Origin of the sequence: Streptomyces sp. NPDC058671, from assembly GCF_042716475.1 — a bacterium.
Taxonomy (GTDB): domain Bacteria; phylum Actinomycetota; class Actinomycetes; order Streptomycetales; family Streptomycetaceae; genus Streptomyces.
In genome coordinates this window covers 136,314-163,267 of record NZ_JBHXSA010000018.1, presented here as the reverse complement: position 1 = coordinate 163,267, position 26,954 = coordinate 136,314, and the positions used below count along the sequence as shown (strand labels likewise).

Sequence of the window (26,954 nt, the reverse complement as noted above, 5' to 3'; positions counted from 1 at the left end):
GCGGAAAGCATGGGGAGGTGAGTCACGACGTCGCGTACCTCCGCTTTCCGCACCTCCACGACGACCTGCTGTGCTTCGCCGCCGAGGACGACCTCTGGATCGCCCCCCTCGTCCCCGAGGGCCACCGCCCCGGCCGGGCCTGGCGACTGACCGTCGACCGGACGCGGGTCGGCCACCCGCGCTTCTCGCCGGACGGACGCCGGATCGCGTACACGAACTGGCGCAGCCTCGACCCGGAGATCCACCTCGTCCCCATCGACGGCGGACCGGCCCGGCGGCTCAGCTACTGGGGGTCCACCGACACCCGGGTCTGCGGCTGGACGCCCCCGGACAAGGACGGCCGCTCCGACATCCTCGCCGTCTCCTCGCACGGCCAGCCCTTCTCGTACTACTCCTGGGCCTACACCGTCCCCACCGACGGCTCCCCCGGCAAGCGGCTGCCCTGGGGCCCGGTCTCCGACATCGGCGTCATCGACGGCCCCGGCGGCCACGAGGGGGAGCGCCGCACCCTCCTCCTCACCGGGAAGCCGCCGCACGAACCGGCCGCCTGGAAGCGGTACCAGGGCGGCGCCACCGGCCGCCTCTGGCTGCACGGCGAACGGCTGCTGCCCGACATCGGCGGCCACCTCGACTGCCCCATGGCCGTCGACGGCCGCATCGCGTTCCTCTCCGACCACGAGGGCATCGGCAACCTGTACTCCTGCCTGCCCGACGGCACCGATCTGCGCCGCCACACCGACCACGACGAGTTCTACGCCCGGCACGCGTCGAGCGACGGACACCGGGTCGTCTACCAGTGCGCCGGCGACCTGTGGATCGTCGACACGCTCGCCGACGGCTCCCGCCCCCGGAGACTGGAGGTACGGCTCGGCGGCCAGCGCGTCGGCAGGCGCCCCTACCAGGTGCCCGCCGCCCTCCACATCGACGCGCTCTCCGTCGACGAGACCGGCCGCGCCAGCGCCGTCTCCGTGCGCGGCAGCCTGTACTGGCTGACCCACCGCGACGGCCCGGCCCGCACGATCATCGACGAACCGGGCGTCCGCGTCCGGCTCCCCGAGATGCTCGGCAGCGGCGGCCAGGTCGCCTACGTCACCGACGCCGAGGGCGAGGACGCCGTCGAGATCGGCCATCTCCCGCGCGCCAGCGGCGACCGGCCGCCGCGCCGCCTCGCCTCGGGCGACCTCGGCCGCGTCGAGGAACTCGTCGCCGACCCCGCCGGCGAGCGGCTCGCCATCGCCTCCCACGACGGACGGCTGCTGCTCCTGGACACCACGGAGGAGCCCGAACCGGACGGGGACACCTCCCCGGCCGAACGCTCTGGAGGCTCCGAAGGCTCCCGAGGGGTCACCGAACTGATCCGCTCCGTCAACGGGCCCGTCCGCGACCTCGCCTTCTCCCCCGACGGCGCCTGGCTCACCTGGTCCCACCCCGGCATCGGCCGCTCCCTGCGCTCCATCAAGATGGCCCGGATCGCCGGCCCCGGAGCCCGGACCGTCCTCGACGTCACCAACGGGCGCTTCGAGGACGAGAACCCCGTCTTCACCCGGGACGGCCGCTACCTCGCCTTCCTCTCCTGGCGGGGCTTCGACCCGGTGTACGACGTCCACACCGGTGACCTGTCGTTCCCGCTCGGCTGCCGCCCCTACCTCGTACCGCTCTCCTCCGCCACGCCCTCGCCCTTCGCGCTGCTGCCCGACGGGCGCCCGGCGGCCGGCGGCCTCGACCCCGCCGACGACACGGACTCCGGCGACGGCACCGTCACCGTCGAGATCGAGGGGCTCCCCGACCGGGTCACCCCCTTCCCCGTCGCCGCCTCCAAGTACTCCGCCCTGCACCCGGTCAGCGGCGGCGGACTCGTCTGGCTGCGCTGGCCCATCTCCGGCGCGCTCGGCGAGACCTTCGCCAACCCGGCCGACACCTCCGGCCGCCCCACCCTCGAACACTTCTCCATCGTCAAGGCGCGCAAGAGCGAACTCGCCAAGGACCTCGACTGGTTCGCGGTCAGCGGCGACGGCACCCGGCTCGTCGTCGCCGACGAGGGCGAACTGCGGGCCGTCCCCGCCACCGAGTCCGGGGACGGCGACTCCACCGTCTACCTGGACCTGCGGCGCATCCTCCACGAGGCCGACCCGGGCGCCGAGTGGCGGCAGGCCTTCGACGAGGCCGGCCGGATCGTCCGCGCCTACTTCTGGGAGCCGGGCATGGGCGGGGTCGACTGGACGGCCGTCCTCGACCAGTACCGGCCGCTCGTCGAACGGGTCGCGTCCCCCGACGAGTTCGCCGACCTGCTCCGCGAGGTCATGGGCGAACTGGGCACCTCCCACGCGTACGTCACCCCCGCCCGCCGCAACGAGGGACCGCCGCACTACCAGCGGCCCATGGGGCTCCTCGGGGCGAACCTCGTGCCCCGCGAGGCCGGCTGGACGGTGAAGCGCATCCTGCCCGGCGAGTCCTCCGACTCCAAGGCCCGCTCCCCGCTCGCCGGCACCGGCATCCGCGAGGGCGCGGTCCTCACCCACGTCGACGGCCGGCCCGTGGACCCGGTCACCGGCCCGTACCCGCTGCTCTCCGGCACCGGCGGCACCACCGTCGAGCTCACCTTCACGCCCGCCGAGGGCGAGGGCCGGGCCCGCCGCGTCGCCGTCGTCCCCCTCGTCGACGAGCGTCCGCTGCGCTACCAGGACTGGGTCGCCAAACGCCGGGCGGTGGTACGGGAGGTCAGCGGCGGCCGCTGCGGCTACCTCCACATCCCCGACATGGGCGGCTCCGGCTGGGCCCAGTTCAACCGCGACCTGCGCATGGAGGTGTCCCGGCCCGCCCTCATCGTCGACGTGCGCGGCAACGCCGGCGGCAACATCAGCGAGCTCGTCATGGAGAAGCTCACCCGCAGGATCCTCGGCTGGGACCTCACCCGGAACGCCCAGCCCGTCGCCTACGCCTCCAACGCCCCGCGCGGCCCCGTCGTCGCCCTCGCCGACGAGGCCACCTCGTCCGACGGGGACATGATCACCGCCGCGTTCAAGCTCCTGGGCCTCGGCCCCGTCGTCGGGCAGCGCACCTGGGGCGGGGTCGTCGGCATGACCGGCCGCCACCGGCTCGGCGACGGCACCCAGATCACGGTCCCGATGAACGCGGCCTGGTTCCCCGAGTACGGCTGGTCCCTGGAGAACCACGGCGTCGAACCCGACCTCGCGATCCTGCGCACCCCCCTCGACTGGGCCGAGGGCCGCCACGCCCAGCTCGACGACGCGGTCCACGTCGCCCTCGCGCTCCTCACGGAGACCCCGGCGGCGAGCCCCCCGCCCTACGAGAACCTCCCGGACCGCTCCCGCCCGAAACTCCCCCCGAGGCCGGACGGCCGTTAGGGCTGGAGCGGTCCGGGAGGAGCAGGACGACGAACCCCCGCCGGGGCCCGGCGGCCCCTAGGAGGCCAGGGCCACGAGTTCCCCGAGGTCCGCCTCGTAGGAGATCCCCGGCCGTCCGTCGATCGTGACGCTCCCGACCGCCCCGAAGCCGACCCGCCCGAGCACGGCCCTCGACCCCTCGTTGTCGAGGGTCGTGACGGCGGTCAGCCGGCTCAGCCCGTACTCCTCGCGCGCCAGCCGGCACACCTCCCTGACCCCGGCCGTCGCCACCCCGCGCCCGGTCGCCTTCTCGGCCACCCGGTAGCCCAGCTCGGCACCCCCGTCGGCGACGTCGACCAGGTTGAACCGGCCCAGGATCTCCCCGCCCTCCCCCACCAGCACATGGAAGTGGATCGTCCCGGTCCCCTGCTCGTCGAGCAGGGCCCGGTGCCGCTCCGCGAAGTCGGTGAAGTAGGCGTCCCCCCGGTCGGGCACGGACGCGGCGAAGTACCCCCGGTTCTCCCGCTCGAACGCGAGCAGGGCGGGGGCGTGATCGGATCGGAGTCGCTCAAGTACGGCCATGGACAACACCGTACGAAGAACGGCCCTCGACGTGTACGACTTTTCGGTCCGCACGTGCGAAGGCGCACCCGGTGTCGCGGGTGCGCCTCGCTCACGGAAGGCCGGCGTCAGACGCCGGACTCCCGGTCCATACGGGCCCGGTCCATGCGGTCCCGGTCCGCGCGGTCCGGGTCGATCCGGTCCTGGTCCCTGCGGTCCTGAACTTCCGTGCGGGCCGTGCGGGCCTCGTCGTCGGAGCGGCCACGGCCCTGGGAGGCGCGCTCGGACGCTTCGTCCTTCGCCTTGCCCATGGCCTCCTTGGCCTGCTGCTTGAGCTGCTCCGACTTGTCCTTGAACTGGTCCTGCATGCCCATGGAAGTTCACTCCTAGAAGGGTGTGTCGGGAGGGGGCGTCGCGCCCCCTGGGGGCTCGATCAGCCTCGCACGCGCACCCACTCCACGCATGTCGATCAGTCACGGACAGTGAGGGCCCTGCGGGCAGGTGCCGAAGCCGGCCGTCAGGCCTTCCCCGTCCGCGCCCGCTCGTCGGCCGCGCCGCCCGCGCCCACCAGCCCCTTGGACACCGAGCCGAGCCGCGGCTCGAAGCGCCGCATCTCGCGCTGCCCGACGGTGGCGATCAGACCGGGGAGGTAGCCGCGGACCGACTGCATCCCGCGCAGCCACCACTGCGCGTACACATGGGCGGAGCGCCGCTCGATGCCCGCCACGATCCGGTCGACGGCGGGGCCGAGGGGGTACGTGCGGTTCGTCGGCCACGGCAGCCGCTGCCGCAGCTCCTTCATCACGTCGTCCTGGTCGGCGCCCCGCACCATGTCCGTGTCGGTCCAGGAGAGGTACCCGACGCCGACCCGCACCCCCTTGTACGCGACCTCGGCGCGCAGGCTGTGCGCGAAGGCCTCGACGCCCGACTTGGAGGCGCAGTACGCCGTCATCATCGGCGCCGGGGTGAGCGCGGCGAGCGAGGCGATCTGGAGGAAGTACCCCCGGGACTCCATGAGGACCGGCAGGAACGCCCGGCCCGTCACCGCGCCGCCGATGAGGTTGACCTCGATGACCCGCCGCCAGGCGTCGGGGTCGGAGTCGACGAACGGACCGCCCGCCGCCACACCGGCGTTGGCGACGACGATGTCGACCTTCCCGAACCGCTCCTTCACCTCGGCCGCGACCCTGGCCATCGCCTCGTGGTCGGTGACGTCGGCGTGCCACCAGTCGGCCTCGGTGTGCAGCCGCCCGGCGACCTCCTTCAGCTGCTCCGGCTCCAGACCGACGAGCGCGATCCTCGCACCGCGCGCGGAGAGCTTGCGGGCGAGGAGTTCGCCGACTCCGCGCGCCCCGCCGGTGACGACCGCGACCTGTCCTTCCAGGCTCACCCTGCTCATGCCTGCTCCTTCTCCTTCTCCTGGTCCCCGGACTTCACGCCCAGGTACGTGAGGGTCAGTTCGCGGATCTGCGCGGTGACGGCCTCGGGGGCCTCCACCGGTGTCATGTGGCCCATGCCGGCCAGCTCGACGAGACCGGTGCAGTGCGGCAGTTCCTCCGCCATCGCCCGGGAGTGGACGGCCGGGGTGAGCCGGTCGGCGGTCCCGACGAGCACGGCCACGGGCAGCCGCAACTCCCGCAGCCCCGCTCCGAGATCGAGCCCGGCCAGGACCTGCGACCAGCCGTACCGGGAGGTGCGCGGGCAGGCGTGCACGATCCGCGCGCAGGCGTCGACGCGGTCGGGCGCCGAACCGGGTCCCATCGTCGCGTACTTGAGGATCTTCTTCGAGACGGCGGTGACCGGCCCGAGCGGTGCCTTCGCGCCGAGGACGGCTCTGGTGAGGCGACTGCGCAGACCGCCCGGCCTGAGCGGTACGACGGTGGCCTCGGCCGTCAGCCGGGAGGACCCGGTGGAGCAGAGCAGGACGGCGGCGGCGTGCTGCCGGAAACGGGGCCGCCCGGCGGCGGCCATGATCGTCATGCCGCCCATGGAGTGACCGGCAAGGACGGCCCGTTCGCCGGGACCGAGGGTGGCCGCGAGCACGGCCTCCAGGTCGTCGGCGAGCGCCGTCGTCGAGTACCCCCCGGGGCCGGGCACCGGGGAACGGCCGTGACCGCGCTGGTCGTAGGCGATGACCCGGTGGTCGGCGGCGAGGGCCCGTATCTGCTCGGCCCAGAAGGCGGTCGAGCAGGTCCAGCCGTGGGCCAGGACGACGGCGGGGGCGCCCTCGGGGCCGTACACCTCGATGTGGACCGGGGCGCCGTCGGCGGAGACGGCGGTGAGCTCGCGGGACACGGGGAGCGATATCAGACGCGGTCTCACTGGGCGGCCTCCTTCTTGAGGGCCTTCACGGTGGCGGGCTCCGTGACGGCGGGCTCCGTGGCAGTCGGATCCGTCTGCCTGGGGGCGCGGATCACCTCGTACTCGGAGAGGTCGACCCGCCGGGTCTCGCGCCGGAACTCGCCCGTGGTGCCCGGCCACAGCGTGGTGTTGCGGCCGTTGGCGTCGAGGTACCAGCTCTCGCAGCCGCCCGCCTTCCACACGGTCCGCTCCATCCGGAGCTGCACCTTGCGGTTCCAGGCGCCGACGGCAGAGGGCCGGACGGCGAGGGCGGCGCGGCCGCCGAGCCCGGAAGGAGTCAACAGAGTCAACTGGCGCAGGTAGTCGGCCATGTAGTTCAGCTGGGACTCGATCATCAGGATCATCGAGGAGTTGCCGAGGCCCGTATTGGGGCCGATGACGGTCATGAAGTTGGGGAAGCCGGCGGCGGTGGCGCCGCGCAGCGCCTCCATACCGCCCTTCCAGGTCTCGGCGAGGGTCCTCCCCTCGGCGCCGACGACCCGCTCGGCGATCGGCATGTCGGTGACGTGGAAGCCGGTGCAGAAGACGATCGCGTCGACCTCGGTCTCGGTGCCGTCGGCGGCGACCACGGTCGAGCCGCGGACCTCGCGCAGGCCGGAGGCGACGACGTCGACGTTGGGCTGCGCGACGGCCGGGTAGTACGTGCTGGAGAGCAGGATCCGCTTGCAGCCGATGCGGTACGAGGGGGTCAGCTTGGCCCGCAGCGCCGGGTCCTTGATGGACTTGGCCATGTTGGCCTTGGCGAGCCGCTCGACGAGCCCGAGTTCGTTCGGGTGCTTGGTGAAGGCCCCGACCTGGAGCTCGCGGATGCCCCAGAGCAGGCCGCGCCGGAGGGTTCCGGTGACGGGCAGGGTGCGGTGGAGCCAGCGCTCGGGGCGGCTGATGGCCCGGTCCATGCGGCTCATCACCCACGGGGGTGTGCGCTGGAACAGCGTCAGCCTCTCCACCTGGGGCTGGATCGCGGGCACGATCTGGATGGCGGAGGCGCCGGTGCCGATCATGGCGACGCGCTTGCCGGTGAGGTCGTAGTCGTGGTCCCAGCGGGCGGAGTGGAAGACCTTGCCGGGGAAGTCGGCGAGCCCCGGGATGTCGGGGATCTTGGGGTCGGAGAGCGGTCCGGTCGCGGAGACGACGACCTCGGCGCTGAAGGAGCCCTCGCCGGTCTCGATCTCCCAGCGGAGCGCCTCGGCGTCCCACTCCATCCGCAGCACCTCGTGGTTCAGGCGGAGGTGGGGGCGGAGCCCGAAGGTGTCCGTGACATGCTCCAGATACGCGCGGATGTGGCGCTGCCCTGAGAAGGTCCGCGGCCAGTCGGGGTTGGGCGCGAAGGAGAAGGAGTAGAGGTGGGAGGGGACGTCGCAGGCGCAGCCGGGGTAGCTGTTGTCCCGCCATGTGCCGCCCACGGAGTCGGCCCGTTCCAGGACCACGAAGTCGGTGATCCCCTCGCGGCGCAGCCGGACGGCGGCGCCGAGGCCACCGAATCCCGATCCGATCACCGCCACCCGTACGTTCTCGTGCTTCGCCATGCCGCCTCCCGTGCACCCGGCCAATCACGCCAGCAATCACTGGCACAGTCGGGACTGTAGAGCAGCTCCCTACCAAGCGGTAGGGGTACGGCAAGGGAAAGTTACCGGCGGTACAACATAGGCTGGCGGGCGTGGCTGAAGGATCAGACGAAGGATCGGCACCCGGCAGGGGCGCGCACGAGGGCGTACGCGAGTACCGCATGGACGAGCTGGCGGCGGCCGCCGGCATCACCGTGCGCACTCTGCGCTTCTACCGCGAGCGCGGCCTGATCCCCCCGCCGCGCCGCGAGGGCCGGATCGCCTGGTACGACGAACAGCACCTGGCCCGGCTCCGCACCATCGCCGCCCTCCTGGAGCGCGGCCACACCCTCAACGGCATCGCCGACCTCACCACCGCCTTCGAGAGCGGCCGCAACGTCCGCGAGGTCCTCGCCCTCCCCGCCCCCTCGGAGGAGGAGCCGGTCCGCCTCACCCCCGGGGAGCTCGCCGACCACTTCGCCGGCGAGGTCACCCCGGAGAACCTCGCGGCCGCCCTCGACCTCGGCTACCTCGTCACAGACGGCGAGGAGATCATCCACATCAGCCGCCGCCTGCTCGACGTCTCCGCCGCCCTCGTCCGCGAGGGCGTCCCGCTCGCCGAGGTCCTCAAGGCGGGCGCCCGCGTCCGCGAACACGCCGACGCCCTCGCGGAGCTCTTCACCGACCTGCTGCGCACCCACGCGGCCGAGGGCGACCTGTGGCGGCTGCGTCCGCTCGCGAAGAGCGTGGTGGAGGCCGAACTGTCGATGGCCCTGGACCGCCGCCTGCGCCCCGAGCCCCCGGGGACACCGGCTCCGTAACCGCCGGGGCTACAGCTCGTAGACGGCGGTCACGGGCGCGTGGTCGCTCCACCGCTCCTCGTGGGTCGCGGCGCGCTCGACGTACGCCTTCACCGCCTTGGCGGCGAGACGGGGAGTGGCGATCTGGTAGTCGATGCGCCAGCCGGAGTCGTTGTCGAAGGCCCGCCCCCGATAGGACCACCAGGAGTAGGGCCCGTCCTGGTCGGGGTGCAGGGCGCGCACGACGTCGACGTAGCCGCCGTCACCCTCATCGAGCACCCGCCCGAGCCACTCCCGCTCCTCGGGGAGGAAGCCGGCGTTCTTCCTGTTCGCCCGCCAGTTCTTGAGGTCGGCCTCGCGGTGGGCGATGTTCCAGTCGCCGCAGACGACGACGTCTCGCCCGTCGGCGGCGGCACGGCCCCTGAGCTCCTTCAGGTAGGGAAGGAACTCCCCCATGAACCGCAGCTTCTCGTCCTGCCGCTCGGTGCCGGCCTCGCCGGAGGGCAGATAGAGGCTGGCGACGGTCACTCCGGGCAGGTCGGCCTCGACGTACCGGCCGCTGCCGTCGAACTCGCTGGACCCGAAGCCGACGCGCACCCGGTCGGGCTCGCGCCGCGTGTACAGGGAGACACCGGCGCGGCCCTTGGCGGCCGCGGGCGCGTGGACGGTGAACCAGCCCTCGGGCGCCCGCACCTCCACGGGCAGCTGCGCCTCCTCGGCACGCACCTCCTGGAGGCAGACGGCATCGGCGGAGGTCCCGGCCAGCCACTCCACGAAGCCCTTCTTGGCGGCGGCGCGCAGACCATTGACATTGACGGAGGTCACAGTGAGCATCCGGGGAGAATACCGACACCCGCACACCGCATACATGTACGCTACTCCGCATGAACATCCAGCCCACGCCCTATGACCACCCGGACGCCGTCAAACTCAACGACGCCGTCCAGGCCGAGTACGCCGTCCGCTACGACGACGAGGGCGATGTCACACCGCTGGACGCCGGGATGTTCGACCCTCCGCGCGGCCTCTACCTCCTGGCGTACGCCCCCGAGGGCCACCCCGTCGCCACCGGCGGCTGGCGCACCCAGGACAAGAACGACGAGGGCTACGAGAACGGCGACGCCGAACTCAAGCGCATGTACGTGATCCCCGAGGCCCGCGGCCTCGGCCTGGCCCGCCGCATTCTGGCCGCCCTGGAATCCGACGCCCGCGCGGCCGGCCGCACCCGCATGGTCCTGGAGACGGGCACGGCCCAGCCGGAGGCGATAGCCCTCTACACGTCCAGCGGCTACGAACCCTGCGCCAAGTTCGGCCACTACCGCGACTACCCCAACAGCCGCTGCTTCGCGAAGTCGCTGGTCTGACGGGAAGGCCGCTGGTCTGACGGGAAAGCGAAAATCCCGCCCGATCTTGCGATCGGACGGGATTCCCGGTGTCTGTGGACCTGTGGGGATTTGAACCCCAGACCCCCTCGATGCGAACGAGGTGCGCTACCAGACTGCGCCACAGGCCCTTGCGACGTGTGAAACATTAGCATCTCGATCGACGAGAACAAAAATCGCTTTCGCCGCAGGTCAGCCGGGGGCCTTCGGGCCCCCGGCCGGTCACTCGTTCGCCGCTCGGGGGCGGTCGTCGTCCGCGTACTGGTCGAAGAGCGGGGTGCGGCCGTGGTCGCGGGAGCGGCGGGGGGCCGTGGGGCGCTGGCGGGGGGCCGGGGGCGGGGTGGGGGTCGGATCGGCCGCCGTGGAGGAGCGGGCCGCGCTCCAGGTCTCCGGGTCCGTGATGTCGATGCCGCTCGTGGCGCGCGGGGCGACCGGGGCGGTGACGTACGTGGGGAGCGGGACCGGCACCGGGTCCCAGCTGTCGCCGCGGGCCGGGCCGCGGTCGCGCTGCTGGTCGACCCACTCCGCGTGGTCGGTCTGCTCGACCAGGGCGCGCCGGTCCGCCTCCTGCGGGGAGGGGGCCTGGGAGGTGTGGGGTGCCGGTTCGGGCGTGGGGGCCGGGCGCCTGCTCTCGCGCAGCCGGGCCGCCGCCGCTTCGGCGCGCCGCCGGTCCATCACGTAGACGAAGCGGCGTCGCTCCTGGGCCCGCAGGTGCACGATGTACGCGCTGAGGAGCAGCGCGGGGACGGCGGGCGCCCACAGGAAGGCGATGCCGCCGACGGCGGCGACGACCGCGCCGAGGGTGAAGGCCGCGAAGAGGAGCGTCGTGGTGCGGCGGCGGCGGGCGAGGACCTTGCCCCGGCGGGCGCGCTCGGCGGCGGCTCCGGTGGCGGGGCGGGCCGGCGCCGGTTCCTGTTCCGGTTCGGGGAGTTCCAGGCGCGCTTCGGTCCTGGCCGCGGGCGCGGAGAAGGCCCGGACGTCGACCGAGCTCAGATGCTCGGTCTCGACGTCCGGGTCCACGTCGGGCGTCGGACCCTCCGCCGTACGGTCCCGCTCCCTGAGCTCCTTGGCATACCGGCGCTCCATGCCCGCCCGTCCGGAAAGCAGCCGGATGGCGGTGCTGAAGCGTTCCGTCGGACGGGCTTCGTTCAGCTCGTCCTGCCTGCGGAGCCACATCGGCACCAAGTAGGCGGCCCAGGCCCCGACGATGACTGCGTAGATGAGGCCGCTGCTGCTCACGCTTCACACGGTAGAGGGGTTCGCGTGACGGCATCGGCCAATTGGGCCGGTGTGTCGCACGATCTGGCTGATATCACTGAAGTTTTTTGTGATTGTTCAGATCGATTGCGCGTCACCTACTGATTGAATTCGAACACTTATTTTATTCTTGTCTGATGCCAGCGGCGGATCAGCCCCTCCGGCACCTCCTCCACCGTCAGCGCGAAGACCAGATGGTCCCGCCACGCGCCGTCGATGTGGAGATAGCGGGGCCGCAGCCCCTCCTCACGGAATCCCAGTTTCTCCACGACCCGGCGCGAAGGCCCGTTCTCCGGGCGGATGCACACCTCCATGCGGTGCAGCCCGACCGCGCGGAAGCAGTGGTCGACGGCGAGCGCGACCGCCGTCGGCATCACCCCGCGCCCGGCCACCTCGCTGTCCACCCAGTACCCCACGTGCCCCGAGCACATCGAACCCCAGGTGATGCCGGCGACCGTCAACTGACCGACGAGCCGCCCCCGGTACTCGATGACGAACGGCAGCATCCGGCCCGCGTTCGCCTCCGACCTGAGATGGCGCACCATCTGACGGTACGTCGGCCGCTGCGGGACCGGGGTGCCCGGGGGCGGCGGCGGAACCGTCGCCTCCCAGGGCCGCAGCCACTCGCGGTTGCGCCGGTTCACCTCCCGCCAGGCCGCGTGGTCGCGCATCCTTATCGGGCGGAGCACCACCTCGCCGTCCACGAGGACCACCGGCCAGGACGGGATCACGACGGTCTCGGATGGTCGCCGCCACGGATCTGGTCGACGGCGTGCCGGAGGATCGGCTCCAGGACGGCCAGCCCGTCCCGTACCCCACCGGTCGAACCCGGCAGGTTCACGATCAGGGTGCCTCCCGCGACGCCCGCCAGGCCCCGCGACAGTGCCGCCGTCGGCACCTTCTCCCGGCCGTACGCGCGGATCGCCTCCGGGATGCCCGGGATCTCCCGCTCCAGGACCCGGCGGGTCACCTCGGGGGTCTCGTCGGTGGGCGAGATGCCCGTCCCGCCCGTGGTGACGATGACGTCGTACCCGGCGGCGACCCCGGCGCGCAGCGCCGCCTCGACGGGCGACCCGTCCGGCACGACCTGCGGGCCGTCCACGGCGAACCGCATCCCGGTCAGGCCCTCTGCGATCAGCGGACCGCCCTTGTCCTCGTACACCCCGGCCGACGCCCGGTTCGAGGCGGTGACGACCAGGGCGCGGTAGGCCGCCGCCGGAACCTCGCCCGGTCCCGTCGGCTCCTCGTGCTCGTGCGTCCCCGCCACCCGGCCCGCGCGCGTCACGCCTCGGCCCTCGTCCAGTGCCCCGACTTGCCGCCCGTCTTCTCCTCCACCCGTACGTCGGAGATGACCGCGCCCTTGTCGACCGCCTTGATCATGTCGACCACCGTCAGGGCGGCCACCGAGACCGCCGTCAGGGCCTCCATCTCGACGCCCGTCCGGTCCGTGGTCCGCACCGTCGCCAGGATCTCGACCGCGTCGTCCGTGACCGTGAGGTCCAGCGTCACGCCCGAGACGGCGAGGGGGTGGCAGAGCGGGATGAGGTCCGGGGTCTTCTTGGCGCCCATGATCCCGGCGATGCGGGCGGTCGCCAGGGCGTCGCCCTTCGGGACACCCTCGCCGCGCAGCAGCTCGATCACGCGCGGCGAGACGAGCACCCGCCCGCTGGCGCGGGCGGTGCGGGCCGTGACGTCCTTCGCCGATACGTCGACCATGCGGGCCGCGCCCGCCTCGTCGATGTGGGTGAGACCTTGCTGCGTGCTCATGGCCGTGACACTCCCGGTCGCTGTGTGGGACGACACCGTACCCCCACCCTCGCCCCCTCAGCCGAGGAGGACCACTTCCAGCTCGGTGCCAGGCTCCACGGTCTCCGTGTCCTCCGGGACCACGAGGAGGCAGTCCGCGTGCGCGAGGGCCGCGATCAGATGGGAGCCCGCGCCGCCCACCGGAGTCACCGTGCCCGCCTCCGCGTCGTACGTCCCCCGGAGGAACTGCCGCCGCCCGGCGGGTGACGAGAGGGCCTCGTCGGCGACGAGCTCCGCCCGCGCGCGGGGCCGGTGCAGGTCCTCGACGCCCATCAGGGCGCGGATCGCGGGGCGTACGAACAGCTCGAAGGAGACGTACGACGAGACCGGGTTGCCCGGCAGGGCGAGGAGCGGGATCTGCTCGGCGCCGATCGCGCCGAAGCCCTGCGGCTTGCCCGGCTGCATGGCCAGCTTGCGGAAGTCGACCTGCCCGTCGGCGGTCAGCGCCTCCTTGACCACGTCGTACGCGCCGACGCTCACCCCGCCCGTGGTCACGATCAGATCGGCCCGGATGAGCTGGTCCTCGATGGTGGCGCGCAGCGACTCCGCGTCGTCGGCGACGGCGCCGACCCGGTAGGTGAGGGCGCCCGCGTCCCGGGCGGCCGCGGCGAGCGCGAAGCTGTTGGAGTCGTGGATCTGGCCCTCGCCCAGCGGCTCGCCGGGCTGGACCAGCTCGCTGCCGGTGGACATGACGACCACCCGGGGGCGGGGGCGGACCTTCACGGTGCCCCGGCCGATCGCGGCGAGCAGGCCGATCTGGGGCGGCCCGAGGACCGTGCCCGCCGCCAGGGCGAGCTCCCCCGCCCGTACGTCGCTGCCGCGGGCGCGGACATGGGCGCGGGCCTCCGCTGCGCGGTGCACCCGGACCTCGCCGGCCGCGCCCTCGGGGGCGGCGCTCGCGGCGGTCATGCCGGTGGCCGCGCCCCCGCCCGTACCGCCGTCGGTCCATTCGACGGGGACGACGGCCTCGGCGCCGGGCGGCAGCGGGGCGCCGGTCATGATGCGGGCGGCCTGGCCGGGGCCGATCTCGGGCAGGCCGTGCGCGCCCGCCGCGACGTCGCCGACGACGGTGAGGACGGCCGGGTACTCCTCGGTGGCGCCGGCGATGTCCGCGACGCGGACCGCGTACCCGTCCATGGAGCTGTTGTCGAAGGGGGGCAGCGCGACCGGCACCGTCACGTCCTCGACGAGGACGCAGCCCTGCGCGTCGAGGAGTTGCAGCTCGATGGGTTCGAGCGGGCCGACCGCCGCGAGGATGTCGGCCAGGTGCTCGTCCACCGACCACAGACCGCGCGCGGGGCCCGCGCACGGGTCGCCGGCCCCCGGCCCGGGGTCGTGGTCGTCGTGGGGCGGCGACGGTGCCGTGCTGCTGCTCAAGGCTCTACATCTCCTCGCTGACGTATCTCCGGAGCCAGGCCCGGAAGTCCGGTCCCAGATCTTCACGTTCGCACGCGAGTCTGACAATGGCACGCAGATAGTCACCGCGGTCACCGGTGTCATAGCGGCGCCCCTTGAACACGACGCCGTGCACCGGGCCGCCGATCTTCTCGTCCGAGGCGAGTTTCTGCAGGGCGTCGGTCAGCTGGATCTCCCCGCCGCGCCCCGGTTCGGTCTCCCGCAGCATCCCGAAGACGGCCGGATCCAGTACGTAGCGGCCGATGATCGCGTAGTTGCTGGGGGCCTCGCCCGCCTCCGGCTTCTCGACCAGTCCCGTCACCTTGACGACGTCCGAGTCGACCGTCGCCTCGACCGCGGCGCAGCCGTACAGATGGATCTGCGAGGGCTCGACCTCCATGAGCGCGATCACGCTGCCGCCCTCCCGCTCCTGGACGTCCACCATCCGCGCGAGCAGCGGGTCACGCGGGTCGATCAGGTCGTCGCCCAGGAGGACCGCGAAGGGCTGATCCCCGACGTGCGGGGCGGCGCAGAGCACGGCGTGGCCGAGGCCGCGCGGGGCTCCCTGGCGCACGTAGTGCATGGTGGCGAGGTCGCTGGACTCCTGGACCTTGGAGAGGCGTTCGGCGTCGCCCTTCCGGCTCAGGGCCTCCTCCAGCTCGTAGTTCCGGTCGAAGTGGTCCTCCAGGGGACGCTTGTTGCGGCCGGTGATCATCAGCACGTCCGAGAGGCCCGCCGCGACGGCCTCCTCCACGACGTACTGGATGGCCGGCTTGTCGACGACCGGCAGCATCTCCTTCGGCGTCGCCTTGGTGGCCGGGAGGAAGCGGGTACCGAGGCCGGCGGCCGGGATGACAGCCTTGCTGATCCGGCCGAGCCTGGGGAGCGACTGATTCATGCGGTGCACCTTAGTCGTTCGGAATGAGAGGAAGATGTGGGTTCGGTTAACTTCCTCCACATAAAGACAGTTACCAGAGTTTTGTGAATGCACACGAGGCCGTCATGTCATCTGAGATGTCCGAAAAGACCCTGCTGCGCAGTCGACTTCTGGCCGCCCGCGCCACGCTGGACGCCGAGTCCCTGACTCGTACGGCCGAATCGCTCGCCCGTCACGGGGTGGAACTCCCCGAACTCGCCGAGGCGTCCACCGTCGCCGCCTATGTGTCGGTGGGCCGCGAGCCGGGCACGCGCGCCTTGCTCGACGCCCTCCACGCGCGCGGGGTGCGGGTCCTGCTTCCCGTCCTGCTCCCCGACAACGACCTGGACTGGGCCGCGTACGAGGGTCCCGAGCGGCTCGCGAAGGCCGGGCGGGGACTTCTCGAACCCGTCGGGCCGCGGCTCGGCCCCGACGCCGTGTGCGCCGCCGGCGCCGTCCTGCTGCCGGGCCTCGCGGTCGACGGGCGCGGGATGCGGCTCGGGCGGGGCGGCGGCTCGTACGACCGGGTGCTCGCCCGGCTCACGCGCGCGGGTGCCGATCCCGCCCTGGTGGTGCTCCTCTACACGGACGAGGTGGTCGCGCGGGTCCCGGAGGAACCGCACGACCACCCCGTGCACGCGGTGGTGACCCCGCAGGGGGTCACCCGTTTCCCGACAGGTCCTACGGCCTGAGGACCAGCGTGTCCTTCGTCGCCGCGTCGACCGCCGCCTTGCCGTAGGCCCAGTCGTAGAGCTCGCCCCTGGCCCAGGCGTCGGTCTGGTCGGTGTAGTGCGAGTGGAAGGCGTGGCCCGACGCGCCGGTCAGGTTGATCCACCGGGACTTGTCCCAGTCGCCGACGTTGACCACCATCCGCATCGACGGCACCCAGATCACCTCGTAGCCGCCGGCCGCGTTCCAGCCGGTGGCGTCGACGGCCGCCTCGCCGCCGCCCAGGTTCCACGGGCCGCGGTTGAGGAGCTGCTGCACGACACCGGGTCCGGCGATGCCGAGGGTCTGGTTCTTGAGGGTCAGCTGGTGGAGCCGGCCCCAGCTCCAGGTGGAGACGTCCTTGCCGAGCTTGGCCGTCAGCTCCCAGCGCGCGTCCTTCATGGCGCGGGCGAGCAGCTGGTCACGGGTCTCGGTGGCCGAGTCCAGGCGGTTGCCGGGGGTGGTCCACCACTCGCTCTTCTCCTGCTTGAGGAGCGGGCGGACCACCTCGTACCAGCGGTCGCCGCCGTCCGGCTGCGCCGTGTCGGGGTCGCGCTGGCCGCATTCCCGGACGAGCTTGTTCTGCTCGTCGACCGGGCCGGTGGCGTCGGCCGGGCGCACGTTGATGCAGTCGCCCTCGACGCGCAGCTCCTTGGGCAGCTTGTTGCCGAAGGCGAGCTTGAGGACGTTGCGCCAGACCGCGTTGAAGTAGGCGGCGGCGGCCGAGTCGGGTTCCTGGGTGTAGTCCCAGCCCTCCAGGAGCTTCTGCGCCTCGCGGACGTACGGGTCGGAGATGTCGATCTTCAGCAGGAGCGGGTTGAGCAGGGTCGCGATCTCGCTGCGGTTGTCCGTCTGCATGGTCCGCATGTCGTCCGACGAGATCTTTCCGCCGTCCTTGATCTTCGACTCGATGAGGTCGTTGATCCGCTGGCTGCGCGAGCCGTAGCCCCAGTCCTTGGTGAGCAGGTCGGGGTAGGTCGTGGAGTCGATCACGGCCTGGTTGGCGGTGACGATGTAGCCGCGCTTCGGGTTGTACTCGTAGGGCAGCTGCTCGTAGGGGATGTATCCCTTCCACTTGTACGTGGAGTCCCAGCCGGGAGCGGGCAGGGTGCCGTCGCCCTTGGAGCGCTGCGGGATCTTGCCGGGGGACTGGTAGCCGATGTTGCCCTCGGTGTCGGCGTAGACCAGGTTCTGGGAGGGCACCTCGAAGTTCTTCGCGGCGGCCCGGAAGGTGGTGAAGTCCTTGGCGCGGTCGAGGGCGAAGACCGCGTCCATCGACCTGCCGGGCTGGAGGGCGGTCCACTGCAGGGAGACGCCGTAGCCGGTGCCGCGGTCGGGGGCGGCGTTGCCGACGGGGGCCTTCTGGCCGACCTTCTCCAGTTCGGTGGAGCGGTCGGAGACGAGCGGGCCGCGCTCGGTGGCGCGGACGGTGATCTTCCGGTCCTTGCCGCCGGCGACCTTGATGATCTCGTCGCGGACCGTGAAGGGCTTGACCTTGCCGTCGACGAGGTAGCCGTCGGGGCCGATCCTCTCCAGGTAGAGGTCGGTGACGTCGGCGCCGAGGTTGGTGAAGCCCCAGGCGATCTTGTCGTTGTGTCCGATGATCACACCGGGCATGCCGGAGAAGGTGTAGCCCGAGACGTCGTAGCGGCAGGTCGCCGACACCGAACGGCAGTGCAGACCCATCTGGTACCAGAGGGACGGCAGCTGGGGCGCGAGGTGCGGGTCGTTGGCGAGCAGCGGCTTGCCGGAGGTCGTGTACTGCCCGGAGACGACCCAGGAGTTGGAGCCGATGCCGTTGCCGTTGGGGCCGAGCAGGGCGGGGACGCCGTCGAGGACCTCGGAGAGCGCGCCGAGCTGGGACTGCGCGCCGGAGGAGTCCGAGGAGTCGTCGGACCCCGAGCCGCCCGGCCCGTTCCCCGGCGTCTCGCCGGTGGTCGCCCCGTCGCCCTCGGTCGCCTCGGCCTCCGGGTCGAACTTCCCGCTGTCCTCGTCGACGGCGCCCTGCGAGACGATCGGCTGGTGGAGCGCGTACGGGTACTCCGGGTACAGCTGCCTGATCTGGTCCGCGCTCAGCCGGCTCGTCATCAGCGAGCGGTCGATCTCGTCCTGCATGTTGCCGCGCAGGTCCCAGGCCATCGCCTTGAGCCAGGCCACCGAGTCGACCGGCGTCCACGGCTCGATCGCGTAGTCGTTGGTGAGGGCCAGGGCCGCGTACTCGACCGAGACGTCGGCGGGGGCCCGGCCCTTCAGATAGGCGTTGACGCCCTCCGCGTACGCCTGGAGGTACTTCTTCGTCTCGGCCGACAGGACCTTGTCGTACTCCTCCTGCGCGACCCGGCGCCAGCCGAGCGTGCGCAGGAAGGAGTCGGTCTCGACCTGGCTCTCGCCGAACATCTCGGAGAGCCGGCCCGCGGTCACGTGCCGCCGGACGTCCATCTCGTAGAAGCGGTCCTGCGCCTGGACGTAGCCCTGGGCGCGGAAGAGGTCCGCCTCGGTGTCCGCGTAGATCTGCGGGACGCCGTTCGCGTCGCGCTTGACCTCGACCTGGCCCGAAAGTCTGTCGAGCCGGATTTCGCCCGTGGTCTGCGGGAACGAGGCCCGGACGGAGCTCACACCCCAGTACCCGCCGAATCCGACGCCCGCGACCAGGGCGAGGACCAGGACGAGGAGGATCAGGCGGGCGCGCCGCCCTTTCTTCTTGGCGGGAGGCGCGGTCGTGTTGGAGGGCATCGCTGTCCTTCGAGGGGCAGGGTGGTCCTGGAGTACGGGTGCAACCTTAGGCGCAGCGTCCGGACGGCCCGGACGCGGTGTCAGGAAGAGAACCGTACTGACGAGCGAGCGAACGCAAAGACGGCGTCAAGAAAACGTTAAAGATTAGGTAAGGTAACGAAGTGTCGGCCGCTGGAGGAACGATCCAGCTGCGTGTAAGGGGAAGGAACGGCCACTGACTGTCCACGAGCTCAACGCACTCCTGCTCATCAGCTCCCTCGTGCTGCTGATCGCGGTCGCGGCCGTCCGGATCTCCTCCCGCAGCGGCCTCCCCAGCCTGCTGCTCTACCTGGGCATCGGCATCGCCATCGGCCAGGACGGCATCGGCAACGTCGCCTTCGACAACGCCGAACTGACCCAGGTCATCGGCTACGCCGCCCTCGTCGTGATCCTCGCCGAGGGTGGCCTCGGCACGAAGTGGAAGGAGATCAGGCCGGCGCTTCCCGCCGCGGTCGTCCTCTCCACCGTCGGCGTCGCGGTGAGCGTCGGCATCACGGCCGCCGCCGCCCACTACCTCGTCGGCCTCGAATGGCGACAGGCCCTGATCATCGGCGCCGTCGTCTCCTCCACCGACGCCGCCGCGGTCTTCTCCGTGCTCCGCAAGGTGCCCCTGCCCGCCCGGGTCACCGGCGTCCTGGAGGCCGAGTCCGGCTTCAACGACGCCCCCGTCGTCATCCTCGTCATCGCCTTCTCCACCGCGGGCCCCGTCGACCACTGGTACGTCCTCGTCGGCACGATCGCCCTCGAACTCGCCATCGGCGTCGCCGTCGGCCTCGCCGTCGGCTTCCTCGGCGCCTACGGGCTGCGGCACATCGCCCTGCCCGCCTCCGGCCTCTACCCGATCGCCGTCATGGCCATCGCCGTCGTCGCGTACGCCGCCGGCGCCATGGCCCACGGCTCCGGCTTCCTCGCCGTCTACCTCGCCTCGATGGTCCTCGGCAACGCCAAGCTGCCCCACGCGCCCGCGAACCGCGGTTTCGCCGAGGGCCTCGGCTGGATCGCCCAGATCGGCATGTTCGTCCTGCTCGGCCTGCTCGTCACCCCGCACGAGCTCGTCCACGACTTCTGGCCCGCCGTCGTCATCGGCCTGGTCCTGACCGTGGTCGCACGGCCCATGGAGGTCCTGGTCAGCCTGCTGCCCTTCCGCATCCCCTGGCAGGAACAGGCCCTCATGTCCTGGGCGGGACTGCGCGGAGCCGTCCCCATCATCCTCGCCACCATCCCGATGGTGACGGAGATCGAGGGCAGCGAGCGGATCTTCAACATCGTCTTCGTCCTCGTCGTCGTCTACACCCTCGTCCAGGGCCCGACCCTGCCCTGGCTCGCGAAGGCACTGAAGCTCGGCGACTCCTCGGGGGCCTCCGACCTCGGCGTCGAGTCCGCCCCCCTGGAGCGGCTGCGCGGCCATCTGCTCTCCGTCGCCATCCCCACGGGCTCCCGGATGCACGGCGTCGAGGTCGCCGAGCTGCGCCTACCGGCCGGAGCGGCCGTCACCCTCGTCGTACGGGAGGACAAGAGCTTCGTACCGGGGCCCGCGACCGTCCTGCGGCGCGGCGACGAACTCCTCGTCGTCGCCACCGACCCGGTACGGGACGCCACCGAACGGCGCCTGCGCGCGGTCGGCCAGGGCGGCAAGCTCGCCGGATGGCTGGGGACGGGGGGCGCCACGGCGGCGTCCACGCCCTCGGGCGCGGCGATGCGGTTCCATCGGCACGGCCACGGCCGACAGGAGAAATAGCCGTCCGGCTGAGCGAAGGTCCGGGTGGGCGCCCGGGTGGCATGCGGATGGTCATCCGGGTGACCATCCGGTTGATCCGAGGCACCATTTCCGGGGCAGGAGCGTTTTCCCAGGCAAGAAGGCGCTCCTCCCTGTACCATGAAGGCACACCTGATCGAACCAACTCTGCCTGACGCAGAGCTGGCGCGACCGTATGGCGGCCGTGGCGCCCCTCCGCAGTGGGGCCGGCCCGGTATCTACCGCAGTGACGCGCATGAGGACAGCTCTCGGCGACACCCGCACCACCGTGCTGGGGCGCGCTACCAGGCGGCAGAAAGGCCAGGACCGTGGCGTCCACGGTCATCTCGGACAAGCGACCCGGCTACGGCCAGTTGCTGCGCACACCCGGTGCGCTGTCCTTCCTGCTCCCCGGCTTCGCCGCCCGGCAGCCCTTCGCGATGCTGACCATCGGCATCGTCCTGCTCGTCCAGCACACCACCGGCTCCTTCGGCAGCGCCGGCGCCGTCGCCGCCGTCACCGGCGTCTCCATGGCGCTGTTCGCACCGCAGAGCGGCAAGCTCGCCGACCGCCTCGGCCAGCGCACCGTCCTGATCCCCGGCGTCCTGATCCACACCGCGTCCGTCTCCCTGCTCGTGGTGCTGGCGCTGACCGGGGCCCCGCTCTGGGCACTGTTCCTGGCCGCCGTGCCCGCCGGTGCCTCCGTGCCGCAGGTCGGCCCGATGGTCAGGGCCCGCTGGGCCGCGAAGCTCGACGGCACCCCGCTGATGCCGACGGCCGCGGCCTTCGAGTCGGTCACGGACGAGTTCACGTTCGTCGTCGGCCCCGTCCTCGCCACCGCCCTGTGCACCGGCGTCCACCCGGCCGCCGGTCTGATCGCCGAGGCCGCCCTCACCCTCTTCGGCGGACTGTTCTTCGCCGCCCAGCGCGCCACCCAGCCCGCCTTCGGCGTCGCCGCCGCCGCGTCGGCGGAGCCCCACCGCTCGGCCCTCTCGATCCCCGGCGTCCGCGTCCTGATCGTCGCCTTCCTCGGCATCGGCTCCGTCTTCGGCGGCATGCAGGTCTCCCTCACCGCCTTCACCGAGGAGATCGGCAACCCGGGCGCCAACGGCCTCCTGTACGGGGTCTTCGCCGCCGGCAACATGCTCGCGGGCATCGCCATGGGCGCCGTCGCCTGGAAGACCGGGCCCCGCCGCCGCCTGATCCTCGGATACGCCGGCCTCACCGTCGCCGCGTCCCTGCTGTGGACCGCGCACTCGGTGCTGCTCCTCGGCGCCCTGGGCCTGGTCGTGGGCCTGTGCATCGCGCCCGCCCTGATCACCGGCTACACCATCGTCGAGACCCTGATCCCGGCGTCCGCCCGTACCGAGGCGTTCACGTGGCTCACCGGCGCCGTCGCGCTCGGACAGGCCGCGGCCGTCACGGTCGCCGGCCGCCTCGCCGACGTCCACGGCTCCAGCACCGGATTCCTGGTGCCGATGGTCGGCACGGCGCTCGCCCTCGGCACGCTCCTCGCCCTGCGGTCGCGGCTCGCGCCGCGCGAGACGAGCCGGGTCGCGGCACGTGGTATCGGTCACCGCGTGCCGGTGGCGGTGGACTGATGCCGCGGAATGCGTCACTATGGATCGTCGTTAGCACTCGATGAGTGTGAGTGCCAGGAGGAAGACAAGTGCCGACCTACCAGTACCAGTGCACCGAGTGCGGCGAGGGCCTCGAGGCGGTGCAGAAGTTCACCGATGACGCGTTGACCGAGTGCCCCCAGTGCAAGGGCCGCCTGAAGAAGGTGTTCTCGGCCGTCGGCATCGTCTTCAAGGGTTCCGGTTTCTACCGGAACGACAGCCGTGGCTCGTCGTCCAGCAGCTCGCCCGCCGCGGCGAAGTCCACGACTCCGTCGTCCACGTCCTCGACGTCGGACGCGAAGCCGGCCGCGTCGTCGACCGCGTCGTCCGCTTCCTCCTCCTCGGCGTCCTCGTCGAGCACCGGAAGCTCGGCCGCCTGACCGTCGCTTTCCCCGAGGGCCCCGTCGCCGCGTGCGACGGGGCCCTCGGCGTCTCCGGACACCCCGCATAGGGTGAGCGGCATGGCGACCCACGACGCGTACGCGGACATCGGTGTGATCGGCGGATCCGGCTTCTACTCCTTCCTGGAGGACGTCACGGAGGTGTCCGTCGACACCCCCTACGGCAGCCCGAGCGATTCCCTGTTCCTCGGCGCGGTCGCCGGCCGCCAGGTCGCCTTCCTCCCCCGGCACGGCCGGAGCCACAGCGTCCCGCCCCACCGCATCAACTACCGCGCCAACCTGTGGGCCCTGCGCTCCGTGGGGGTACGGCAGATCCTCGGGCCCTGCGCCGTCGGCGGGCTGCGCGAGGAGTACGGGCCGGGGACGCTCGTCGTCCCCGACCAGCTCGTCGACCGTACGAAGGCACGGGCGCAGACCTACTTCGACGGGGAGCGGCGGGCCGACGGGGCCGTCCCCCGCGTCGTCCACGTGACCTTCGCCGACCCCTACTGCCCCGACGGGCGGCGGGTCGCGGTCAAGGCGGCCCGGGGACGGGGCTGGGAGCCGGTCGACGGCGGCACGATGGTCGTGGTCGAGGGGCCCCGCTTCTCCACCAGGGCCGAGTCCCGGTGGCACGCGGCGGCGGGCTGGTCCGTCGTCGGCATGACCGGGCACCCCGAGGCCGTACTCGCCCGCGAACTGGGCCTCTGCTACACCTCGCTGGCACTCGTGACCGACCTGGACGCGGGCGCGGAGACGGGCGAGGGCGTCTCGCACACGGAGGTGCTGCGGGTGTTCGGCGAGAACGTGGGGCGGCTGCGGGAGGTGCTCTTCGACGCGGTGGGCGCCCTGCCGGCGACCGTGGACCGGGACTGCCTGTGCACCCACGCGCACGACGGTTGGAACCTGGGGATCGAGCTGCCGTGAACCCCCCTGGCGGGTGAGGGAGTTGTCCACAGGGCGGGGGTGGTCCCCAGGGCGGAGCGGGGCGGCGGCGAGGCCGGGACAGTGGGAGCGCACGCCACACCCGACCAGGACGGGCGGTACTCCGCGATGACGACTCGTTTCCCTTCCCCCGACGCCCCTGCCGCTTCCCTCGGCGCCACTGTTCCCGCTGTGGGCCTCTCGGGTCCCTCGGGCCTCTCTGGCCTCTCTGGCCTTTCGGCCGACTCCTCTGTCCTCGGCGCTCACCCCGCCGGTCCCTCTGTTCTCTCCGCTCGCCCCTCGGTTCCGGCGCCGTGTGCGGTGCCCGCCTTCGCACCCCTTCGGGTACGGGGCGCCAGGTGGCGGCTGCGGAAGGCGCTGCGGCGGGGGCGGTGGGCTCCAGTGCTGCTGTCGGCGCTCGCGGCCGTCGCCCTCGCCCTCACGAGCGGCGCCCCTGCGGCTCCCCCGCCGGGGAGCGAGGGGGCTCCGGTCTCCACGGTCGCCGCTCGCGCGCGGCCGCCCGTCGCCGTGCGCCCGGTGTCCGCTCCGGTACGGATCGCCGACGCCGCGACCGTACGGCTGTTGCGCCCGGGTGACCGGGTCGACGTCATCGCCGCCCCCAACTCGCCCCTGGGCACGGACGGTGCGGCCCGGGTGGTGGCACGGGGAGCCCGAGTGGCCCAGGTCCCGGATCCCGGCGAAGGCTCGTCGGACGGAGGGGCGCTCGTCGTCCTGTCCGTGCCGCGGTCGACGGCGGCGGAACTCGCGGGTGCGGGTGTCACCTCCCGGCTGGCGGTGACGGTGTGCTGATTCGCACGGACACCCTGTCAAGTCACCGTCCCGTGTGTACGGATTGGACGCCCCCGCGCCGGGCGCGGCCTAATGACACGGCAAGCACCGCACACAGCGACATGAGCGACGAAAGGCACCTTGGTGTCCGAGAACAAGGAAAGTTTGCTGGCAGGCTTCAAGGCCTTCCTGATGCGCGGCAACGTGATCGACCTGGCGGTGGCCGTCGTGATCGGTGCCGCGTTCACCAACATCGTGAACTCGGTGGTCAAGGGCATCATCAACCCGGTCGTCGGCGCCTTCGGCACGAAAAACCTGGAGAGCTACGCGTCCTGCCTGAAGAACCCCTGCAGGGTGGTCGACGGGGAGATGCAGGGCATCCAGATCCAGTGGGGTCTGGTCCTCAGCGCGGTTCTGAGCTTCCTGATCACCGCGGCGGTCGTCTACTTCCTGATGGTCCTGCCGATGGCGAAGGTCCTCGCGAAGCGCGCAGCGCACGACAAGGCGCGGCAGGGCGTCGCGGAGACCATGGAGATCACCGAGCTGGAGGTCCTCAAGGAGATCCGCGACCACCTGGTCGCCCAGCGCGGTCCGCTCACGGCGACGGGAGCGGGACCGAACCCCAACGGGTCGGGCTCCGGCGCCGCCTCGGGGACGCACTCCACCTCCTGACCGGCATCGCATGCCGGCTTCAGAGGTGGTGCGGCGGCTTCTCGTCGAGGAAGCGCGCGAGGTCGGAGGCGCTGTCGCCGCCGGCCGGAGGCCGCTCGCCCCACCCACGGTCCGTGTCGTCCGCGGACTGCTGGTCCAACGGATCGTCGAAGACGAGTACCGGCTTCGTCTCATCGGTGGGATGCGGGCCGGACCGCTTCGCGTCTCGCGGGCCGTGGGCGGGGGCGGTGCTCATACCTTCAGGGTACGCCCGCCGGCCCGCCCCGGACCCGTCTGATCCGCCGCCTCCGACGCCCTGTCCGCGTGCTCCGCTCAACGGTCCTTCGGGTCCACCAGCCAGAGGCCCAGCACCACGAGGAACGACAGGACGAGGAAGCCCGCGCCCCACCAGGCGGTGCCGGTGTCGCCCGACATCCACTCCTCCACCACGATCGTCAGACCCCAGAGCTGGCCGATGACGACCGTGAGCGCCAGCGCCAGACGGGCCGACAGCCTCGCGGAGCGTTCCGGTTCCTGTTCCGTGCCGGCGCCCGGCCCCGGCCCGGTGTGCCGGATACGGGGATCGCCGTACCCGCTGGTGGGGCGGATCTGCGGATACCGCTCGCGCACGGGCCGGTTCAGGCGCGGCTGCGCACTGCCGGGGGTGTACGCGGGGGGCTGCGGGGCGTCCGGGGTCCGGGCGGGTCCGGGGGCCCCGGTGGGGCCGGGGGGCTGCGGGTGGTGGGGAAAGGGGGTCTCCGTCATGAGCGCTCGCTCCTCTCCACCGGCTTCCCGGCCGGGGCTCCGTCACCGAAGCCGGGGCAGCCCGGACGGTCGTCGCCGTTCTGGCGGCAGAAGCCCTCGACGGCGCTCTCCCCCGAGCGGGCGGTGCCGACCGCCCAGACGCTGCCGTCGACCTGCTCGACGAGCAGCACCTTCGGCAGTCCCCTCGGCGGTGGGCCGGCGGCGACCTCTCCCGTACGGGCGTCGAAGATGCCCTCGTGGCAGGGGCAGTACAGCTCGCCCTCGCTGCCCCGCTCCTTGCGCCACAGCACGGCGCAGGCGAGGTGGGTGCAGACGGCGGAGTAGCCGGCGAGGGTGCCGTCCTCCATGCGGACGGCGATGGCCCGGTCCTCGGCGCCCGGGTAGCGGAAGGCGAGCGACTCCCCCGGTTCGATCCGGTCGGCGACCTTCTTGACCTCGGTCGCGCCCTCGGCGTCGCCGTGCCGGTGGAGGATGCCGGAGGCGACGGCGACACCGCCGACGGCGAGACCGCCGGAGACGGTCGCGACGATCCGCAGGTAGTCGCGGCGGGTGGTGAGGGAGTCGGCGGCGATCCGGTCGTGGAGCGCCTCCTTGGCCGCGTCTGTGCCGGCGTCCGAGGTCGGCGGCTGGGGGTCGGTGACGCTCAACGGACATCCCTTCCATTGATCTCGACGACGGGAAGTCCGCCGGGGACCGGCCACTGGACCTTGTCGGCGGGGACCACCATCGCCACTCCGGTGGAGACGGTGGTGGAGCCGAAGGTGAAGGAGTCGGCCACCTGGACGCCGGGGCGTTCGGCCCGGAGTTCGTCGAGGGTTCCGTAGAAGAGGGCGCCGGTGGGGCAGACGGTGGCGCACATCGGGGCGAGACCGTAGGCGGTGCGGTCGTAGCAGAGGTTGCACTTCATCTGCAGCTTCGCCTGGAGGTCGATCTTGGGGACGCCGAAGGGGCAGGCGTTGACGCAGTTGGCGCAGCCGATGCAGCGGGTGGTGTCGGCCTGCTGCACGACGCCGTCGGCGGTCACCAGGATCGCGTCGGCCGGGCAGACCTCGGCGCAGGGGGCGACGGGGTCCTCGCAGTGCATGCAGACGGTGGGAAGGGAGGCGACGGAGCGCCCCTCGTCGGGGTAGTCCAGGTGGATCATCGACTTGCCGCGGTGCGAGTCGCATTCACGGCAGGCGGAGACACAGGCCTGGCAGCCGATGCAGCGGCCCGGGTCGATGAAGATCGTGCGGCCCATCATGT

27 protein-coding genes and 1 tRNA gene are annotated in these 26,954 nt (G+C 72.2%); 10 read left to right on the top strand and 18 right to left on the bottom strand.

Annotated features, from left to right (window positions below):
• Positions 1 to 17 precede the first annotated feature (17 nt).
• On the top strand, positions 18 to 3,365 hold the full coding sequence (locus ACFWV2_RS22900; RefSeq protein WP_384407108.1) for a S41 family peptidase: 3,348 nt from the start codon (positions 18 to 20) through the stop codon (positions 3,363 to 3,365).
• Between the two features lie 57 nt (positions 3,366 to 3,422).
• Here ACFWV2_RS22900 and ACFWV2_RS22895 read toward each other — a convergent pair whose 3' ends face one another.
• The 5 genes from ACFWV2_RS22895 to ACFWV2_RS22875 form a co-directional block, all read right to left on the bottom strand.
• On the bottom strand, positions 3,423 to 3,926 hold the full coding sequence (locus ACFWV2_RS22895; protein ID WP_384407106.1) for a GNAT family N-acetyltransferase: 504 nt from the start codon (positions 3,924 to 3,926) through the stop codon (positions 3,423 to 3,425).
• Positions 3,927 to 4,033: 107 nt separating this feature from the next.
• Entirely contained in the window at positions 4,034 to 4,279 is a 246-nt protein-coding gene (locus ACFWV2_RS22890; RefSeq protein ID WP_384407104.1) for a hypothetical protein, read from the bottom strand.
• Between the two features lie 143 nt (positions 4,280 to 4,422).
• The gene (locus ACFWV2_RS22885) at positions 4,423 to 5,304 is read right to left on the bottom strand and encodes an SDR family oxidoreductase (protein WP_384407102.1); all 882 of its coding nucleotides are present in this window, start codon (positions 5,302 to 5,304) and stop codon (positions 4,423 to 4,425) included.
• Positions 5,301 to 6,227: an alpha/beta fold hydrolase gene (locus ACFWV2_RS22880; protein ID WP_384407100.1), complete on the bottom strand. Its 927-nt coding sequence runs from the start codon at positions 6,225 to 6,227 to the stop codon at positions 5,301 to 5,303. Before ACFWV2_RS22880 ends, ACFWV2_RS22885 begins: the two co-directional genes overlap by 4 nt.
• A complete protein-coding gene (locus ACFWV2_RS22875; RefSeq protein ID WP_384407098.1) occupies positions 6,224 to 7,792 on the bottom strand; it encodes a flavin-containing monooxygenase in 1,569 nt (522 codons plus the stop codon). Before ACFWV2_RS22875 ends, ACFWV2_RS22880 begins: the two co-directional genes overlap by 4 nt.
• 200 nt (positions 7,793 to 7,992) lie before the next feature.
• On the opposite strand from ACFWV2_RS22875, the gene ACFWV2_RS22870 reads away from it, so the two are divergent.
• Positions 7,993 to 8,631, top strand: a complete 639-nt coding sequence (locus tag ACFWV2_RS22870) for a MerR family transcriptional regulator (RefSeq protein WP_384407144.1) — start codon at positions 7,993 to 7,995, stop codon at positions 8,629 to 8,631.
• Positions 8,632 to 8,640: 9 nt separating this feature from the next.
• On the opposite strand, the gene ACFWV2_RS22865 is transcribed toward ACFWV2_RS22870, so the two are convergent.
• On the bottom strand, positions 8,641 to 9,444 hold the full coding sequence (locus ACFWV2_RS22865) for an exodeoxyribonuclease III (protein WP_384407096.1): 804 nt from the start codon (positions 9,442 to 9,444) through the stop codon (positions 8,641 to 8,643).
• A gap of 50 nt (positions 9,445 to 9,494) precedes the next feature.
• Here ACFWV2_RS22865 and ACFWV2_RS22860 point away from each other — a divergent pair, with 50 nt between their 5' ends.
• A complete protein-coding gene (locus ACFWV2_RS22860) occupies positions 9,495 to 9,974 on the top strand; it encodes a GNAT family N-acetyltransferase (RefSeq protein WP_384407094.1) in 480 nt (159 codons plus the stop codon).
• A 75-nt stretch (positions 9,975 to 10,049) separates the two neighbouring features.
• Here ACFWV2_RS22860 and ACFWV2_RS22855 read toward each other — a convergent pair.
• The 7 genes from ACFWV2_RS22855 to galU all read right to left on the bottom strand — a co-directional run bounded on the left by ACFWV2_RS22855 (position 10,050) and on the right by galU (position 15,348).
• A tRNA-Ala gene (locus tag ACFWV2_RS22855) sits at positions 10,050 to 10,123 on the bottom strand.
• A 91-nt stretch (positions 10,124 to 10,214) separates the two neighbouring features.
• Entirely contained in the window at positions 10,215 to 11,231 is a 1,017-nt protein-coding gene (gene glpR / locus ACFWV2_RS22850) for a gephyrin-like molybdotransferase receptor GlpR (RefSeq protein ID WP_384407092.1), read from the bottom strand.
• 137 nt (positions 11,232 to 11,368) lie between these two features.
• The gene (locus ACFWV2_RS22845; RefSeq protein WP_384407090.1) at positions 11,369 to 11,980 is read right to left on the bottom strand and encodes a GNAT family N-acetyltransferase; all 612 of its coding nucleotides are present in this window, start codon (positions 11,978 to 11,980) and stop codon (positions 11,369 to 11,371) included.
• Complete coding sequence (locus tag ACFWV2_RS22840) at positions 11,977 to 12,534, bottom strand: molybdenum cofactor biosynthesis protein B (protein ID WP_384407088.1); 558 nt, start codon at positions 12,532 to 12,534, stop codon at positions 11,977 to 11,979. The genes ACFWV2_RS22845 and ACFWV2_RS22840 overlap by 4 nt, the downstream gene beginning before the upstream one ends.
• Positions 12,531 to 13,016 (bottom strand): cyclic pyranopterin monophosphate synthase MoaC, encoded by a 486-nt coding sequence (gene moaC / locus ACFWV2_RS22835; RefSeq protein WP_384407086.1) that lies wholly within the window; start codon positions 13,014 to 13,016, stop codon positions 12,531 to 12,533. The genes ACFWV2_RS22840 and moaC overlap by 4 nt, the downstream gene beginning before the upstream one ends.
• Positions 13,017 to 13,073: 57 nt before the next feature.
• A complete protein-coding gene (gene glp, locus ACFWV2_RS22830; protein ID WP_384407084.1) occupies positions 13,074 to 14,432 on the bottom strand; it encodes a gephyrin-like molybdotransferase Glp in 1,359 nt (452 codons plus the stop codon).
• Between the two features lie 4 nt (positions 14,433 to 14,436).
• Positions 14,437 to 15,348 carry a UTP--glucose-1-phosphate uridylyltransferase GalU gene (gene galU / locus ACFWV2_RS22825; protein WP_360793833.1) on the bottom strand — a complete coding sequence of 304 codons (912 nt, stop codon included), beginning with the start codon at positions 15,346 to 15,348 and terminating at the stop codon, positions 14,437 to 14,439.
• Positions 15,349 to 15,452: 104 nt separating this feature from the next.
• On the opposite strand from galU, the gene ACFWV2_RS22820 reads away from it, so the two are divergent.
• Positions 15,453 to 16,058: a 5-formyltetrahydrofolate cyclo-ligase gene (locus tag ACFWV2_RS22820; protein WP_384407082.1), complete on the top strand. Its 606-nt coding sequence runs from the start codon at positions 15,453 to 15,455 to the stop codon at positions 16,056 to 16,058.
• On the opposite strand, the gene ACFWV2_RS22815 is transcribed toward ACFWV2_RS22820, so the two are convergent.
• Positions 16,048 to 18,807: a penicillin acylase family protein gene (locus ACFWV2_RS22815; protein ID WP_384407080.1), complete on the bottom strand. Its 2,760-nt coding sequence runs from the start codon at positions 18,805 to 18,807 to the stop codon at positions 16,048 to 16,050. The genes ACFWV2_RS22820 and ACFWV2_RS22815 overlap by 11 nt on opposite strands.
• Positions 18,808 to 19,066: 259 nt before the next feature.
• Here ACFWV2_RS22815 and ACFWV2_RS22810 point away from each other — a divergent pair, with 259 nt between their 5' ends.
• The 6 genes from ACFWV2_RS22810 to mscL all read left to right on the top strand — a co-directional run bounded on the left by ACFWV2_RS22810 (position 19,067) and on the right by mscL (position 24,965).
• The gene (locus tag ACFWV2_RS22810; protein ID WP_384407078.1) at positions 19,067 to 20,584 is read left to right on the top strand and encodes a potassium/proton antiporter; all 1,518 of its coding nucleotides are present in this window, start codon (positions 19,067 to 19,069) and stop codon (positions 20,582 to 20,584) included.
• Between the two features lie 326 nt (positions 20,585 to 20,910).
• Positions 20,911 to 22,182, top strand: a complete 1,272-nt coding sequence (locus tag ACFWV2_RS22805; protein WP_384407076.1) for an MFS transporter — start codon at positions 20,911 to 20,913, stop codon at positions 22,180 to 22,182.
• A gap of 68 nt (positions 22,183 to 22,250) precedes the next feature.
• On the top strand, positions 22,251 to 22,580 hold the full coding sequence (locus tag ACFWV2_RS22800; protein ID WP_384407074.1) for an FmdB family zinc ribbon protein: 330 nt from the start codon (positions 22,251 to 22,253) through the stop codon (positions 22,578 to 22,580).
• Positions 22,581 to 22,661: 81 nt separating this feature from the next.
• Complete coding sequence (locus tag ACFWV2_RS22795; protein ID WP_384407072.1) at positions 22,662 to 23,507, top strand: S-methyl-5'-thioadenosine phosphorylase; 846 nt, start codon at positions 22,662 to 22,664, stop codon at positions 23,505 to 23,507.
• A gap of 399 nt (positions 23,508 to 23,906) precedes the next feature.
• Complete coding sequence (locus ACFWV2_RS22790; protein WP_384407070.1) at positions 23,907 to 24,314, top strand: hypothetical protein; 408 nt, start codon at positions 23,907 to 23,909, stop codon at positions 24,312 to 24,314.
• Positions 24,315 to 24,437: 123 nt separating this feature from the next.
• Positions 24,438 to 24,965, top strand: a complete 528-nt coding sequence (gene mscL / locus ACFWV2_RS22785) for a large conductance mechanosensitive channel protein MscL (RefSeq protein ID WP_384407068.1) — start codon at positions 24,438 to 24,440, stop codon at positions 24,963 to 24,965.
• A 19-nt stretch (positions 24,966 to 24,984) separates the two neighbouring features.
• Here mscL and ACFWV2_RS22780 read toward each other — a convergent pair whose 3' ends face one another.
• From ACFWV2_RS22780 to ACFWV2_RS22765, 4 genes are all read right to left on the bottom strand, one after another.
• Complete coding sequence (locus ACFWV2_RS22780; RefSeq protein ID WP_384407066.1) at positions 24,985 to 25,200, bottom strand: hypothetical protein; 216 nt, start codon at positions 25,198 to 25,200, stop codon at positions 24,985 to 24,987.
• A gap of 77 nt (positions 25,201 to 25,277) precedes the next feature.
• Positions 25,278 to 25,709 (bottom strand): hypothetical protein, encoded by a 432-nt coding sequence (locus ACFWV2_RS22775; protein WP_384407064.1) that lies wholly within the window; start codon positions 25,707 to 25,709, stop codon positions 25,278 to 25,280.
• A complete protein-coding gene (locus tag ACFWV2_RS22770) occupies positions 25,706 to 26,356 on the bottom strand; it encodes a ubiquinol-cytochrome c reductase iron-sulfur subunit (protein WP_384407062.1) in 651 nt (216 codons plus the stop codon). Before ACFWV2_RS22770 ends, ACFWV2_RS22775 begins: the two co-directional genes overlap by 4 nt.
• Positions 26,353 to 26,952 (bottom strand): 4Fe-4S dicluster domain-containing protein, encoded by a 600-nt coding sequence (locus ACFWV2_RS22765; protein ID WP_086832060.1) that lies wholly within the window; start codon positions 26,950 to 26,952, stop codon positions 26,353 to 26,355. The genes ACFWV2_RS22770 and ACFWV2_RS22765 overlap by 4 nt, the downstream gene beginning before the upstream one ends.
• Between the last annotated feature and the right edge of the window lie 2 nt (positions 26,953 to 26,954).

Bases quoted from the DNA above. Each gene is read 5' to 3' on its own strand.
- ACFWV2_RS22895 (WP_384407106.1), bottom strand. From the start codon at position 3,926: ATGGCCGTACTTGAGCGACTCCGATCCGATCACGCCCCCGCCCTGCTC.
- ACFWV2_RS22890 (WP_384407104.1), bottom strand. From the start codon at position 4,279: ATGGGCATGCAGGACCAGTTCAAGGACAAGTCGGAGCAGCTCAAGCAG.
- ACFWV2_RS22885 (WP_384407102.1), bottom strand. From the start codon at position 5,304: ATGAGCAGGGTGAGCCTGGAAGGACAGGTCGCGGTCGTCACCGGCGGG.
- ACFWV2_RS22875 (WP_384407098.1), bottom strand. From the start codon at position 7,792: ATGGCGAAGCACGAGAACGTACGGGTGGCGGTGATCGGATCGGGATTC.
- ACFWV2_RS22870 (WP_384407144.1), top strand. From the start codon at position 7,993: ATGGACGAGCTGGCGGCGGCCGCCGGCATCACCGTGCGCACTCTGCGC.
- ACFWV2_RS22865 (WP_384407096.1), bottom strand. From the start codon at position 9,444: ATGCTCACTGTGACCTCCGTCAATGTCAATGGTCTGCGCGCCGCCGCC.
- ACFWV2_RS22860 (WP_384407094.1), top strand. From the start codon at position 9,495: ATGAACATCCAGCCCACGCCCTATGACCACCCGGACGCCGTCAAACTC.
- moaC (WP_384407086.1), bottom strand. From the start codon at position 13,016: ATGAGCACGCAGCAAGGTCTCACCCACATCGACGAGGCGGGCGCGGCC.
- galU (WP_360793833.1), bottom strand. From the start codon at position 15,348: ATGAATCAGTCGCTCCCCAGGCTCGGCCGGATCAGCAAGGCTGTCATC.
- ACFWV2_RS22820 (WP_384407082.1), top strand. From the start codon at position 15,453: ATGTCATCTGAGATGTCCGAAAAGACCCTGCTGCGCAGTCGACTTCTG.
- ACFWV2_RS22815 (WP_384407080.1), bottom strand. From the start codon at position 18,807: ATGCCCTCCAACACGACCGCGCCTCCCGCCAAGAAGAAAGGGCGGCGC.
- ACFWV2_RS22795 (WP_384407072.1), top strand. From the start codon at position 22,662: ATGGCGACCCACGACGCGTACGCGGACATCGGTGTGATCGGCGGATCC.
- ACFWV2_RS22780 (WP_384407066.1), bottom strand. From the start codon at position 25,200: ATGAGCACCGCCCCCGCCCACGGCCCGCGAGACGCGAAGCGGTCCGGC.
- ACFWV2_RS22775 (WP_384407064.1), bottom strand. From the start codon at position 25,709: ATGACGGAGACCCCCTTTCCCCACCACCCGCAGCCCCCCGGCCCCACC.
- ACFWV2_RS22765 (WP_086832060.1), bottom strand. From the start codon at position 26,952: ATGATGGGCCGCACGATCTTCATCGACCCGGGCCGCTGCATCGGCTGC.